General features: G+C 59.9%; 14 protein-coding genes. 6 read left to right on the forward strand and 8 right to left on the reverse strand.

All coding sequences use genetic code 11. The features are described 5' to 3' along the window. Positions 1 to 26: 26 nt before the first annotated feature. Together BMZ35_RS05730 and BMZ35_RS05735 are read right to left on the reverse strand one after the other, a co-directional pair. Positions 27 to 824 carry a DODA-type extradiol aromatic ring-opening family dioxygenase gene (locus BMZ35_RS05730; RefSeq protein WP_093091716.1) on the reverse strand — a complete coding sequence of 266 codons (798 nt, stop codon included), beginning with the start codon at positions 822 to 824 and terminating at the stop codon, positions 27 to 29. Between the two features lie 103 nt (positions 825 to 927). Beyond that, positions 928 to 1,911: a zinc-dependent alcohol dehydrogenase family protein gene (locus BMZ35_RS05735; protein WP_093091718.1), complete on the reverse strand. Its 984-nt coding sequence runs from the start codon at positions 1,909 to 1,911 to the stop codon at positions 928 to 930. Between the two features lie 147 nt (positions 1,912 to 2,058). Between BMZ35_RS05735 and BMZ35_RS05740 the strand changes: the two genes are divergently transcribed. Further along, positions 2,059 to 3,825 carry an adenylate/guanylate cyclase domain-containing protein gene (locus tag BMZ35_RS05740; RefSeq protein ID WP_093092602.1) on the forward strand — a complete coding sequence of 589 codons (1,767 nt, stop codon included), beginning with the start codon at positions 2,059 to 2,061 and terminating at the stop codon, positions 3,823 to 3,825. 1 nt (position 3,826) lies between these two features. Here BMZ35_RS05740 and BMZ35_RS05745 read toward each other — a convergent pair whose 3' ends face one another. The 4 genes from BMZ35_RS05745 to BMZ35_RS05760 form a co-directional block, all read right to left on the reverse strand. Continuing rightward, the gene (locus tag BMZ35_RS05745) at positions 3,827 to 4,144 is read right to left on the reverse strand and encodes a DUF1244 domain-containing protein (protein WP_093091720.1); all 318 of its coding nucleotides are present in this window, start codon (positions 4,142 to 4,144) and stop codon (positions 3,827 to 3,829) included. 64 nt (positions 4,145 to 4,208) lie between these two features. After that, positions 4,209 to 4,448 (reverse strand): DUF6868 family protein, encoded by a 240-nt coding sequence (locus BMZ35_RS05750; protein ID WP_093091722.1) that lies wholly within the window; start codon positions 4,446 to 4,448, stop codon positions 4,209 to 4,211. Between the two features lie 81 nt (positions 4,449 to 4,529). After that, on the reverse strand, positions 4,530 to 5,063 hold the full coding sequence (locus BMZ35_RS05755) for a flavodoxin domain-containing protein (protein WP_093091724.1): 534 nt from the start codon (positions 5,061 to 5,063) through the stop codon (positions 4,530 to 4,532). A 96-nt stretch (positions 5,064 to 5,159) separates the two neighbouring features. Further along, on the reverse strand, positions 5,160 to 5,903 hold the full coding sequence (locus tag BMZ35_RS05760) for an N-formylglutamate amidohydrolase (protein ID WP_093091726.1): 744 nt from the start codon (positions 5,901 to 5,903) through the stop codon (positions 5,160 to 5,162). A 153-nt stretch (positions 5,904 to 6,056) separates the two neighbouring features. Between BMZ35_RS05760 and pyk the strand changes: the two genes are divergently transcribed. The 4 genes from pyk to rplT all read left to right on the forward strand — a co-directional run bounded on the left by pyk (position 6,057) and on the right by rplT (position 8,451). Then, a complete protein-coding gene (gene pyk, locus BMZ35_RS05765) occupies positions 6,057 to 7,502 on the forward strand; it encodes a pyruvate kinase (RefSeq protein ID WP_093091728.1) in 1,446 nt (481 codons plus the stop codon). 32 nt (positions 7,503 to 7,534) lie between these two features. Beyond that, positions 7,535 to 7,759: a hypothetical protein gene (locus BMZ35_RS05770; RefSeq protein WP_093091730.1), complete on the forward strand. Its 225-nt coding sequence runs from the start codon at positions 7,535 to 7,537 to the stop codon at positions 7,757 to 7,759. A gap of 111 nt (positions 7,760 to 7,870) precedes the next feature. Beyond that, complete coding sequence (gene rpmI, locus BMZ35_RS05775; protein ID WP_010443552.1) at positions 7,871 to 8,071, forward strand: 50S ribosomal protein L35; 201 nt, start codon at positions 7,871 to 7,873, stop codon at positions 8,069 to 8,071. 14 nt (positions 8,072 to 8,085) lie between these two features. Then, positions 8,086 to 8,451, forward strand: a complete 366-nt coding sequence (gene rplT / locus BMZ35_RS05780; protein ID WP_093091732.1) for a 50S ribosomal protein L20 — start codon at positions 8,086 to 8,088, stop codon at positions 8,449 to 8,451. A gap of 130 nt (positions 8,452 to 8,581) precedes the next feature. Here the strand turns inward: rplT and BMZ35_RS05785 are convergent, their stop codons facing one another. Then, positions 8,582 to 10,192, reverse strand: coding sequence for a tetratricopeptide repeat protein (locus BMZ35_RS05785; protein ID WP_131814333.1), 1,611 nt, complete (start codon positions 10,190 to 10,192; stop codon positions 8,582 to 8,584). 515 nt (positions 10,193 to 10,707) lie between these two features. Between BMZ35_RS05785 and BMZ35_RS05790 the strand changes: the two genes are divergently transcribed. Then, complete coding sequence (locus tag BMZ35_RS05790; RefSeq protein WP_165610009.1) at positions 10,708 to 11,436, forward strand: gamma-glutamylcyclotransferase; 729 nt, start codon at positions 10,708 to 10,710, stop codon at positions 11,434 to 11,436. A gap of 7 nt (positions 11,437 to 11,443) precedes the next feature. Here BMZ35_RS05790 and BMZ35_RS05795 read toward each other — a convergent pair whose 3' ends face one another. Further along, positions 11,444 to 13,306 (reverse strand): adenylate/guanylate cyclase domain-containing protein, encoded by a 1,863-nt coding sequence (locus tag BMZ35_RS05795; protein ID WP_093091738.1) that lies wholly within the window; start codon positions 13,304 to 13,306, stop codon positions 11,444 to 11,446. Positions 13,307 to 13,398 lie beyond the last annotated feature (92 nt).

Raw genomic sequence — 13,398 nt, forward strand, 5'->3', positions numbered from 1 at the left:
AAGGGTCTTTGCCTTTGTCGCCACCCCTATCCAAAGCGATAGCTTGATGCCGTCACGCCGCCCCGGATGTTCTCCTGATGATAGACGCGGCTTGCGGCATCGGCCTCGGCGGCCCCGAGGGCCACGAACAGCGGCACGAGATGATCTTCTTCCTTGTGACATACGCGGGCAAATGGACCCTGTTCCCAGTCAAGCAACTGCGCGGTGCGCTCGGTGGGGGATCGTTTGAGAACCTCACCAAGCCAGGCGTCGAATTTCTCCGACGGCTCCTTGGCTGAGGGATTGAAAAGCCGCAGGTTGTGAAAGCTCAGCCCCGACCCCACGATCAGCACCCCCTGATCGCGCAAGGGGGCCAGCGCGCGTCCAAGTGCAAAATGCTCTGCCGGGTCATAGGACTCGCGCATCGAAACCTGCAAAAGGGGCACATCGGCCTTTGGGTACATGACCGCCATCGGCACGAACGTGCCATGATCAAACCCCTGTGCGGCATCAAGCCGGGTAGGAAGCCCCGCATCCGAAATCAACTGCGCGATCTCTTCGGCCAAATCGGGCGCACCCGGGGCGGGATAACTGATCTCGTAAGTGTGAGGCGGGAAGTTATAGTAATCGTACACCATCGGCGGGCGGGGCGAGGACATGACTGCGTATTCATTCCCCTCCCAATGGCCAGAGATCATCAGCACGGCCTTGGGGCGGGTGGCGATTTCCTCGGGCATTCTGGCCAGCGACTCGGCCAATGGCGCAAACTCGGCGGCCATCTCGGGAATCCATGGCCACGGTCCCCCACCATGCGAGATGAAATAAGTTGGCAGGCGCGTGTTCATGGTGACTCTCCTTGGTTACGATACTACCGCCAAGATAGCCCCGCCACCAACGCACAAAAGGCAAAAGATGACACAGGGTATGTGCGAATTTGCGCGAAGCAGCTCAGGGCACCAGCACCGCCGCTCCCTGCAACCGCCCCGCCCGCAAATCGTCGAGCGCCCTGTTCGCGTCCTCCAGCGGATAGGCCGTCGTCTCGGTTTGAACCCCCGCCACCGCGGCCAGCGGAAAGAACGCCTCCCCATCCGCGCGGGTCAGGTTTGCCACAGAGCGGATTTCGCGTTCTTCCCACAGATCCGCATAGGGGAAGGCCGGGATGTCGCTCATGTGGATGCCCCCAGACACAACGCGCCCGCCCTTGCGGACGTCCTTGAGCGCCTTGGGAATGAGCGCCCCTACCGGCGCAAACAGGATCGCCGCGTCCAACGGCTCAGGGCTTGGCGTGGTCGACGCCCCAGCCCATGCCGCGCCAAGGCGCAACGCAAAATCCTGCGCCTCCCGGTCGCCGTCACTCGTGAAGGCCAGCACTTTGCGGCCCTGCCAGACGGCAATCTGACACAGGATATGCGCCGCCGCGCCAAAGCCATACAGCCCCAGAACCTTGCCCTCGCCGGCAAGGCACAAGCTGCGATACCCGATCAACCCGGCACACAGCAGCGGGGCAAGGGCAACCGGGTCGCCGTCTTCGGGCAAGGCAAAGGTGAAATCGGTATGGGCAAGGCAGTATTCGGCATAGCCGCCGTCAAAGGTATATCCCGTGAACAATGGCGCGTCGCACAGGTTTTCCCGGTGTTCCGCGCAATAGGCACATGTCCCGCAGGCATGGCCCAACCACGGCACCCCTACCCTCTGGCCTGCGTCATAGCCAGCCACACCCGGCCCCAGTGCAGCAATGCGCCCGACAATCTCGTGCCCCGGCACAAGGGGCAGCTTGGGTGATGTAAGATCCCCGTCAGCCACATGCAGATCGGTGCGACAAACACCGCACGCCTCGACCCTGATCAGAACCTGTCCCGGTCCGGGTACCGGACAGGGAATGTCACGTAGGGCCAAGGGCCGACCCTGCTGCTCCAGAACCATGGCACGCATATGCACCTCCTTGCCGTTCCTCAAAGTCTAGCAGGGTATGGGATGGCATCCGATGAGGTGGATCAACTTTGCATGGCGCCCTGGCCAGCGTTGGTTTGAAACGGAAATTGCAGTAGCATGGTCCTGCGCAAACAGCGGAGCGGGTCCTTGGAAAGAAAACTCGCCACGATCATGGTCGGAGATTTCGTCGGGTCGACCCCTGCGATGCAGGCCGATGAAGAGACTGCCCTGGCACGGGTCGTGCTTGGGTTGGAAATGGTTTCGTCTTGTGTCCAACGCCACGGTGGGCGGGTTTTCAACACGGCGGGCGATGCCATCCTCGCCGAATTCGACAGCCCTGTGAACGCCCTCAAGTCGGCCATCGAGGCGCGCTCCCTCATGGCTTCGGCACCGGGTCTGTCCCCACGGGACATGCGCTTTGGTATCCACTTGGCCGATGTCGTTTGCGTGAATGATGACCTGCGCGGCGACGGGGTGAACATTGCGGCCCGGTTGCAACAAGGCGCGGAGCCGGGCGAGATCGACGTGTCCGGGGCGCTGTTCCAGCACGTGCGCAGAGTATCTCCATGCACATTTTCCGACTTGGGCGAGCGGGTCTTCAAAGGCCTATCCGAGCCGATACAGGTTTTGCGCGTCAGCGCGTCGATGGACCGTCACGTGTTCCAGAAGGCACCGACCGTCCCCGCGCCCCAGACCGCATTTCGTGCGAACTCGATTGCCGTTGTGCCCTTTCGAACCGGCCCGACAGATGACGAGGACCAGACCTTTCTGGCCGAGGGGCTGAGCGAAGACATCATCCACGAACTTGGCATGATCCGTTCGCTCTTTGTCAGCTCGCGCACGGCGTCCAGCATGCTGAACACCGAAGACCCGGTCGAGATCGGCAAGGCGCTTGGCGTGCGCTACGTTTTGACCGGGGCGGTGCGCAAACTGGGTCCACGCGTGCGTCTGAATGTAAGCCTGTCCAACACCACCGATGGCGGCCTTGTTTGGTCGGATCGCATCCAACGCCCCTTTGACGAATTGCTTGACGCGATGGAGGATATCGTCGCGCGGGTGGCGGCGACGGTCTACGGCCGGATCGACCACGCCGAAATCGGCGCCGCGCGCCAGAAGCGCCCCGAAAACATGAGCGCCTACGAATACTACCTGCGCGGGCTGGAAAAGCACCGGATGGGGGGCGTGGCCGATCATTACGCCTATGAGGCACGCGAATGGTTCAAGCGATCGCAGGCCGCTGATCCGGGGTTTGCCCGACCCATCGCAATGGAAATCTGTGCTTGGTCCTATTTGCCGGATTTCGACCTGCCCACGGCAGCACGGCTTTTGAACCGGGCGATGGAGCTTGATGGCTCGGATCCCGAGTTGCACCGCATTTTCGGCGTGGTGCAGATCAAGCTGAACCGGGATTACGAGGCAAGCCGCCGCCACCACGAAACCGCGCTGCGGCTGGCCCCGAACGATGCCTATATCGTGGGGCGCTGCGCGGCGTTCTATACTTTCGTCGGAGAAGCCGAACGCGCGCTGGAGCTTTTGACCCACGCCGAAACCCTCGATCCGTTCCTGCCGGTCTGGATCATCGAGGAACGCGTGGCGGCCCTCTATGCGCTGGGACAGTTTGCCGAGATGAACGACGAGGCCCGCAGCCTGAACTTCCAGACCCGCCGGTCGCGGCTGTACCGCGCGGCAGGGCGTGTGGCGCGCGGCGATGTCGAACGCGCACAGCAACTTGTGCAAGAGGCGCTCGCGGACGATCCGGCGCTGTCCACGGCCTATGTCGAGACCCAGGAACTGTTCAGCGATGCGGGTATACTACTGACATTGCTCGACCGGTTGAAACAGGCCGGCCTGCCCACGGCCCCGGCTGAGGACCCGGCCTATGCCAACCTGACACGGCTGGTGTCAGGCGACTAGATCAGGCCTTGTCCTCGCCCACATTCTCGGCAAACGCGACCTTGAAAGCGGCTTTCTGCTCGGCATTCGCTTCGGTCTGGTGTTTGTCCTTCCACTCGGAATAGGGCATTCCATAGTAGATTTCGCGCGCCTCTTCCTTGGACATTTCGATGCCGCGCGCATTGGCGGCTTCCTGATACCAGCGCGACAGACAGTTCCGGCAAAACCCGGCCAGGTTCATCATGTCGATGTTCTGAACGTCGGTGCGCTTTTCCATCAGGTGTTCGCGCAGCGTGCGAAAGGCAGCGGCCTCAAGTTCGATCTGTGTCTGCTTGTCCATTTTACGGCTCCTCGAAATCGGGTTGATCCATGGCTACCAGCCGGACCGCGCGCGGGCAACCGCGTCAGATCATCTGCAGCGCCAGCCACGGCACAAAGGCAAAGACAAGCGCCAAAATCTTGTAGGTCGCAAGCCAGCGGAAATAGGACATCCGCACATCAGCCGCCTCCAGACCGAACATGCGCGCATGCAACTCGGATGCCCAGTCGCGCATTGCCATAAGTGCAATCCCGGCCACAGCCAGAAGCGCAAAGTTAAAAACGGTCATCCACCCGAAAAAGGCCGAAAGGGTATCGAGAGTCATGGCGCAAACCTCCGCGTCGTTCAGGGTCAGTCAAAAGATATGCACTGCGCCCTGCCCGGACAAGAATTGCCCCGCCGTCACCTATTCGCGTTTCCCCATCCACGCATCGACCTTGGCATCAAGCGCGTCCCAGTCGGTATAGACCTTGTCGGAGTAGAGGTCGGCCTCGGGGTCTTTCTTGGCGATGATCCGGCGCATGGTCAGTCGCCGGACCAGATCATAGCGCGACGGCATATAGGCGCCCGCTACATGCAGAACCTCGTCCGCGTTCCAGCCTGTCGCCTCTTCGAAATCTTCCGCGATCCGTTCGAGATCGCGCCATTCATCCGCTGCGTGGCCAGCGGCGGCAAGCGACACAGAGAGCAAGAGCGAGGGTTTGGAGGTGAGCGCCTTGGCGTTGGCTTCGGCAAAATCCGCCAGAGCGCGCTGGTAATGTCCGATATGCAGCGAGGCGGCAAGAATCACGCGGTTAAAGCGTCCTAGGTCCAGATCCTGCGCATCCGTCAACGCGAGCAGTTCCACACCATGCCCTGCATCGAACATCCGGTCGGCAACATGTCGGGCAATCTTGCGGGTATGCCCTTCGCTCGTGGCATAGGCGACGAGCACTTTCATGGCGCTCTCCAATGGCTTTACAAGAATACCTCTCGATAATCCGCGCACAGCCCAGAGCGCCATGACGTGTATCAAATCATGTGTCGAGACGCGGCGTCAGAGCCCCGTACGGTTCAGCGTATCGGTCAACACCGTCGCCAGCCGTTCGGCCCAATGCGCCTGCCCTTCTTCGCTGGCAATCACGTCCTGTCGCAGCTCGATCAGGGCATTCAGGCGGCGCTGGCGCAAGGCGTGCTGATCCACGCTGTCCCCCGGCAGATGTCCGGCATAGGGCTCGTTGTCCCCCACGGTCAGGTCCGTTTCTTCCTGCAGGCGATCGATGAGCGCCAACCCGAACCGATCCTCCTGCGGTGCATGCAGGATACCGATCTCCCACGGGCGCGGCGCACGACCGTTGAGCTTGGGGGAAAAGGAATGCATCGCAACGACGATCACATCCTCGCGCGCGCTGGCAAGTGCGCCAAGCGCATCGTGGTAGGGCTGATAATAGGTGTCGATCCGGCGCTGGACTTCGGTGTCATCCACGCCACGGTTCGCCGGGATGATCGTGCCGTCATAGAGCCGCATCACCAGCGTGGGATCATCAATGCCACGGTTGGGGTCAATCACCAGCCGCGAGAAATTGGAGCAGATGACCGGCGCGTTCAGAAGCTCGCCAAGGATGAGCGACGTCCCCCGCGCCCCGACGTCATAGGCGATGTGGCGGTTCATATCCGCTGCACCAATCCCCAGATCACCACCGTTGATCTCGGGCGGGACAAAGTTCGACGCATGATCGCATGTGATCAGCCACCGCGCCGGGCGGTCGGCACCAAAAACGGAATAGGGTTGATATGTCATAGGCCTGTCATTTCCTTCCGGAATCACTTAGGCCAGAAGCAGGCAAAAGGGAATTGCACTTTTCCCGAACTTGACAATGTTAGCGGTAACATTTAGCACGAGGCACAATTTTAGGGGCGTCCGACCAGACGTCCCGGAACGGATGAAAAGACGATGCGACGTTTGAGAAATGTAAAGATCGTGGCCACGCTTGGGCCGTCTTCGGAAACATATGAGATGATCCGTGCCCTGCACGAAGCGGGCGCCGATGTTTTCCGGCTCAACATGAGCCATGGCACCCATGACGAGATCCGCGAAAAGCACCGCATCATCCGGCAGATCGAAAAGGACCTGCAAAGCCCAATCGCAATCCTCGCCGACCTGCAGGGGCCGAAACTGCGCGTCGGCGTCTTTGCCAACGACGCGGAAGAGCTGGAAGAAGGCGCATCCTTCCGCCTAGATCTTGACCCGGTAGACGGCGACGCCACCCGCGTCTGCCTGCCCCACCCCGAGATTTTCCAGGCGCTGGAGCCCGGCGCACGTCTTCTTGTCAACGATGGCAAGATCCGTCTGACCGTCGACAAGTGCGGCCCGGATTTCGCCGATTGCACCGTGACAGTCGGCGGGACGATCTCGAACCGCAAGGGCGTGAACGTACCGGATGTGGTGCTGCCCCTCGCCGCGCTCAGCGAAAAGGACCGGGACGATCTCGAATTCGCCTGCGGCCTTGGAGTCGACTGGTTGGCGTTGAGCTTTGTTCAGCGCCCCGAAGATGTCGAGGAAGCGCGCGGCCTTGCCCAAGGGCGCGCCGCGGTCCTCTCCAAGATCGAGAAACCCGCCGCTGTAGAGCGCTTCGAGGACATCCTCGCCGCCTCCGACGGCATCATGGTCGCGCGTGGGGACCTCGGGGTTGAGCTGCCCGTCTCTGCCGTGCCGCCGATCCAGAAACGCCTGGTACGCAAATGCCGTTTTGCCGCCAAACCGGTGATCGTGGCGACGCAAATGCTGGAAAGCATGATCGAAAGCCCGATGCCGACACGGGCCGAAGTCAGCGACGTCTCGAACGCCATCTATGAAGGCGCCGACGCGATCATGCTGTCTGCCGAATCCGCGGCTGGTCAATATCCGATCGAGGCTGTGTCGACGATGAATGCCGTCGCTGAAGAGGTCGAAAGCGATCCGACCTATCGCGAGATCATAGAAGCATCGCGCAATGCCCCCCGCTCAAGCGTGGCCGACGCAATTGTCGCTGCAGCCCGCGAGATTGCCGAAACCACCGAAGTTGCCGCGATCTGCTGTTTCACCGAATCGGGCACCACCGCGCTTTTGACCGCGCGCGAACGTCCGCGTGTGCCGATCATCGCCATGACCTCGCTGCGCGGCACCGCACGCAGGTTGGCCCTGAGCTGGGGCACCAATTGCGTGATGTCGAGCGAGGTGTCCCGCTTCAAGATGGCCGTGGTTGCTTCGGCTCGTGCGGCGCGTGACCTTGGCTATGCGCAACCTGACGATCAGATCGTTGTCACCGCCGGATTGCCATTCAACGTCCCCGGCACAACGAACATTCTCCGGGTTGCGCCTTGCGATGAACGTTTGATTTTTAACATGGAAAACGAGTAAACCTGTCTCCGGGCAGACGGGGACTTGACCAGATGACAGCCGACTATGTGATGACCATTGGCATGGTAATCGGCCTGTTTTCCATCCCCGCCATGCTCTCGGCCTATGCCGACGAGCGTTTCCCGCGCGGCCCCATGGCAGCATTCATCCTTTCGGCGGCAGTCATCGTACTGGCCTTTGTCATGAACCCGGGCCGTTACACGGTTGCCGAGATGCCCAACGTGGTGGTGCGGGTGATCGCGGACATCCTGCATTAACCGCTTGCACCGCACGGGATTGCCGACTATACGGCGCCTCTATTCGCGCGACCGGCCTGAAAGGCATGCCGAGTCGCGTTTGTCACCGACCGAATACTAAAGGAGACGGAAATGCCTAAGATGAAGACTAAGTCGAGCGCCAAAAAGCGCTTCAAGGTCACTGCCACCGGCAAAGTTCTGGCCGGTCAGGCCGGCAAGCGCCACGGCATGATCAAACGCACCAAGAAATTCATTCGTGACGCCCGCGGCAACACGACCCTGTCCGCCCCCGACGCCAAGATCGTCAAGGGCTACATGCCCTACGACCGCTAAGAGGAGATCGAGATATGTCCCGCGTTAAAGGTGGTACCGTAACCCACGCCCGTCACAAGAAAGTCGTCAAGGCCGCAAAAGGCTATTATGGCCGTCGCAAGAATACCTTCAAGGTAGCGCGTCAAGCCGTCGACAAGGCAAACCAGTACGCAACCCGCGACCGCAAGAACCGCAAGCGCAATTTCCGCGCGCTGTGGATCCAGCGGATCAACGCAGCCGTGCGTGCGCATGACGAAGCACTGACTTACTCGCGCTTCATCAACGGCCTGACCCTGGCTGGCATCGAAGTGGACCGCAAGGTTCTGGCCGACCTGGCCGTGCACGAGCCCGAAGCATTTGCTGCGATCGTGGATCAGGCCAAAGGCGCTCTGGCAGCCTAAGCACCTGACAGCACCGAATAGAGAGGCCGCCGCAGATTGGGGCGGCCTTTTTTTGTCGGTTGCAGCGCTGCTCGATACCACCAGTCACAAGCATGGAACGCACGGCTGAAGACAGCGCAATCGGGGCCGTTCAGGCAAAGAACACGTCAAGCTGGGCGTCAAACAGGTCCGATTTGATGAGGTGATCGAAGGGGATATGCACTTTGCATTCTTCGATCATTTCAGACGTGGCATTCTCAAGCGACAAGAGGTCTTCGGAGTGCAGCTTGTCGATGTACTGCCCCTCGGAATAGTAGGAGTTTATGTGTGGTTTGTGCCCGGCGTTCATAATCCGCGTTTTGGGATCAATCAGTTCCTTTGGTTGTATCTTTTTCAGTCGTTGCTGTAGGGCGGCGGCACGGATATCGCCGATTTCTCTCAGGAAGGGCTCGGTGGCATTTGTTGCCGCCGAATACAGGAGCAGGTGTTTTGCCTGAAGGTCCGCCGTGACGTTCATTGCACCAAACCCACCGCCAGAGATACCCATGACATAGAGTTCTTCATGGCCGGGCAGTGTGGCAATCAGGTTTTTCAGCGACGTGACGAATTCGGAATAGGTCGCGCCATTTGGGCTTGCCCCTGTAAGATACATGTCCCGATGCGTATCGCGCAGCATGACTGTGGTAACACCTCTGGTAGCAAAATACATGTCCAGCATGGCCAGCGGGAAACCAACATCACCGCGCAACCCCCCGAAAATCAAAATCGTTTTCCCGCTTGGACCGGGAGGAGAAACCAACACAGGGTTTGTCCCGTCATCAACCAACAAGGGGCGCTGAAACTCTTTGCCTGCAAACTGCCCCTCCATGGCCTTGCGCAACAATTTGAGCTCTTCCGGAGATTTTGAACTTCCCCTCGTTGCGAGTTGGACTTTGTAGGCGGCAAAAAGCAAAGGGATCGACTGTACCGGCGAGACTTCAGGCACCGAGATAACGACGGCTTCGCCCGCTTTGAAGCCTGAGCGCTCGACCTCGGCCAAGACCTTTTTGACACTGGGGTGGTCGGGCCATTTTTTGCGCGCCCGTTCCAGAAGCTCACTCAATTGTGGTGAAAAGCCGGCATGGTCGCGCATGTACACCAGTATCGAAAGAACCTCGTGCGGCGCGCCATTCCCCGCGAAGATGCGTTTTTCAAAAAAAGCAGGGAGGTCTTCCATCGCCCGGTTGGCGCAAACGGCTTGATAGTAGGCAAGGACAAAGGAGTCGACCTCGGGCTTCTTCTCAGCAAAAGCGCGTGTGAATTCTTCTTCAGCGGCTGGTTGCCCGGTTTGGCGGAAACTGCGAATAACCTGCCTGAAGACGGTGCCAACCGGAAGAATCCCCTGGTCTAGACACTGCTGAGCAATATCCGCAGTTGCGTGCCAATCCTGACGTGCGATGGCCAACCGAAGGTCGAGAACCAGAGTTTTTTCGGCATCAGCGCCGAGGTCCTTGGCAGCCTCAAGGGCGGTTTCTGCGCGGTCCGCGTCATTGGATGCCAGCGCATTTCTAACCATGTCCAGGTGCAACAGCGTGCTTTTTGGTCGCTCTGAGATGCCTTCAAGCAGCACTGCCTTGGCGGCTTCGTGATCTCCCTGCACTGTGAGGGCCTTTGCCTTGGAGGCGTAGTCTTGTGCGCTGACTGAATTCTGCTTCATCTGTTCCAAAGATCTTTGATTGTTTGAAATTTGACTCCGGCAACCGCCGGGATTGAAGAATACCACGCCTGTTTTGGCCGTCCCTTCCTAGCATTGCAAGTCGACAAGTTAAGCAACATTCCGTTTTTCGCAATAGGACGCGAGCGCTCACACAATTGTCGCCGTGCAGACGCTGAACACCAAAAACAGTTGGAATCAGGGTCGAAAGTTTCAACCGCAAGAGCGACCAGAACCTCCTCGCGCTGGAGGGCGCAGCCGCAGGTATGGCCCGAGCGCATTGGCACCAATCCGCTTTGCCCCCGGCACCCTTGGTGCGCATCGGGTACATTTCGCGTTTCCCAATCACCGCATCCTACTCGCCCTGCCCTGGCCAGGTATCTGGTCAACGACTCCACCGCACATGTCGCGCCGATCATTCCACGCCGTTCACGGACCTGCCCTAGTCCCGAGACCGGCATGTCCCGGCGGCGCGCTCGATCTGCCCGCCCATCCTCACACCTTCGCCCTGAATGACCTGTTCCCCCTTTCCTTTTCATCACGCGCGTGGCTTGATCTTCGAACCTGAACCAACTGGCCCTCTCATGTCCGACCCTTTTCGCCACCACCCCCGTCTCGCGACCCTGATCACGCCGCCCGAAGAGTCGAGCTTTCGAGATTTCGACCCCGAAAAGATGGACGACATCGTGCGCGAGAATGGCGGCCCGGCAGATTGGCGGCTGAGCGATCAGGCACGAGAGGCCGACCGGCAAAAGACGCTCGAAAACCGCTGGGAGAGGGATCTTTGGGTCTTTGCCTACGGATCTCTGATGTGGAACCCGGGCATTCATTTCGCCGAGGTCCGGCGCGGGTTTGCCCCCGCAGTTGAGCGCCGATTCATCCTGCGAGACAAGTTCGGCGGCCGGGGGACCTGTGATGCCCCCGGCGTCATGGCTGCGCTGGAACCGGGTGCGGGCTGCCATGGGTTGGCCTTTCGCATCGCGCACACTGCTCTCGAAGAAGAAACCCGCCTGCTCTGGCGGCGGGAACGGGTCGGCCATGCGTATCATTCCGATTTCATAAAAGTCGAAACCGACCATGGCCCGGTCGAGGCGTTGGCCTTTCTTGCCAATCACGACGCCGAGCTGATCGTCCCCGATCTGAGCCACGCGGATCAGGTCCGCTTTTGCGCCACGGGCAAAGGATGGCTTGGCAGCAGCTTTGACTATGTCGCCAATCTCGCCGCGCATTTCGCAGAACTGGGTATCGAGGATCCAGGCGTCACTCGGCTCTTGGAGGACGCGCGGGCCTTTCGCGCAGAAAATGGCGCCTGAAACCTGACTAGGTTTCTGGGATTCCTGCCTTGCGAAGCCCCTCAAAAAACCTCTCTCGATAGGTCGCATCCTGATATTTCGATGGCCATGTCGAAAGTGTCGCTTCAAATCCCAACGCCCTGAGTTCTTCCAATTGCCACTCGGCATCATCGCGTTCGCCAAGATGTCCGAGCGTTGAAATGAGAAACCGGTGGCTGGAGCGCCAACTCGGGTTCCGTGCGATCGCGTTTTCAAAACTGGTTTTTGCAGCCTCGTACCGGGTCAGCTGAAACTGGTTGGCGCCCAGCGCGAAATGGTACCAAAAGGGGAAATGCGGGTTCAGGCGCATGGCCGTTTCGACCTGTTCTATGCCTTCCTCGGCGCGTCCGGCAAATTGCAAAGTGTTGCCAAGCATCGCGTATGCATCCGCGTAGTTCGGGTCAATTTCAATGGCTCGACGCAAACTGGCAATCGCCTTGTCCGTGTCCCAGTATTCGTCGCGGGTATAGACACGCGCCATGGCCCAGTGGGCAATCGGAAGGTTTGCATTCTGCGCCACCGCCTCACGCGCAAGGTTGAGCGCCAGTTCAAGGGTTGCCTGCAAATCCGGAGACCAGTTGAAATCCGCCAGAACCGTGTACACGGTTGCCAGACGCGCGCGCGCCACCGTAAACCCCGGGTCAAGCGCAAGCGCTTCGTGATAGTAGCGTATCGCAGCCTCGGTGCCTTCCTTGGTGAAATAGCTTTCCTGCTGCAGCGCGCGCAGATAGGCGTCATAGGCTGCGGGATTGTCGGTCAGGCTATCTGCCAGGGTTTCCGCCTCTTCCGGCGTCAGTTCGACTTGCAGCGCGGCGACGATCCTCGTGCGCACATCGTCCTGTAAAGCAAATATGTCCTCCATCTCGCGATCATAGCGTTCGGCCCAGATATGCGCGCCGGTCTCGCTGTCTATCAGCTGCGCGTTGATACGGATTCGGTTGCCGGCGCGACGAAGGCTTCCTTTGACCACATAGCGAACACCCAGATCCTCTGCCACATGGGTGGGGTTGCTTTGCGTATCCCTGAAAGTAAACGACGATTCACGCGAGATGACGATCAGCCCGGAAACCTTAGCCAAATCGGTGATTAGATCCTGCGTGATGCCATCGGCAAGATAATCTTGGTCGCTGGTCCCCGACAGGTTTTCGAACGGCAACACCGCCAGCCCTGGCAGGCTGTCAGCCTCCCGCCGGACGATGGCAATGTCAGCGCGCCCCTGATCGCGCGGAGCAAATTGCCAGAATGCGATCCCTCCAAGCGCCAAAAGCAGTACGGCCAGCACAGGCAAGACAAAACGCCTGCGCGATCGCGGCGGCATACTTCGAACGGCGCCGGGTTCGGACGGGTTCAGAAGGTAGGCATGAATGGGGCGACTGATGTTCTTGACCCGGCTCGGACCCAAATCGCGCAGCCCAACGTCAATCCGATTTTCAACCTGATCAAGCACCGCTCGTGAAATGGCGATCGTGCCCGGCTCGGCAAGCGTTTCTAGCCGCGCGGCCACGTTGACCCCGTCACCGTGAATATCGCCTCCTTCGCTGATAACATCGCCCAGGTGGACTCCGATCCGCAGGACGATCCGGCGATCTTCTGCAACATCTCGCTCCCGGTCCGCCATGTCCCTCTGAATGGCTATCGCGCTATTGACCGCATCGACCACACTGGCGAACTCGGCCAGAAGCCCGTCGCCCATCTGCTTGATCACGACCCCATCGTGCTCGGAAACTCGGGGAAGCACCGCCTCATTGAGGTGCATTTGCAGCGTGTCGTAGGTGCCCTGCTCATCCACCTCCATCAACCGGCTGTAGCCGACCACATCTGCGATCATGATGGTTGTCAGGCGGCGCTGCATGGCGAGACCCTCGTTTTTGCTGGTATCCAGTTTAGAAAGACGGCCCCCTCCGATCAACGATTAGCACTCAAATCCGGATATGGCGCGCTTGT

Source organism: Shimia aestuarii (assembly GCF_900114635.1).
GTDB classification, from domain to species: Bacteria; Pseudomonadota; Alphaproteobacteria; order Rhodobacterales; family Rhodobacteraceae; genus Shimia; species Shimia aestuarii.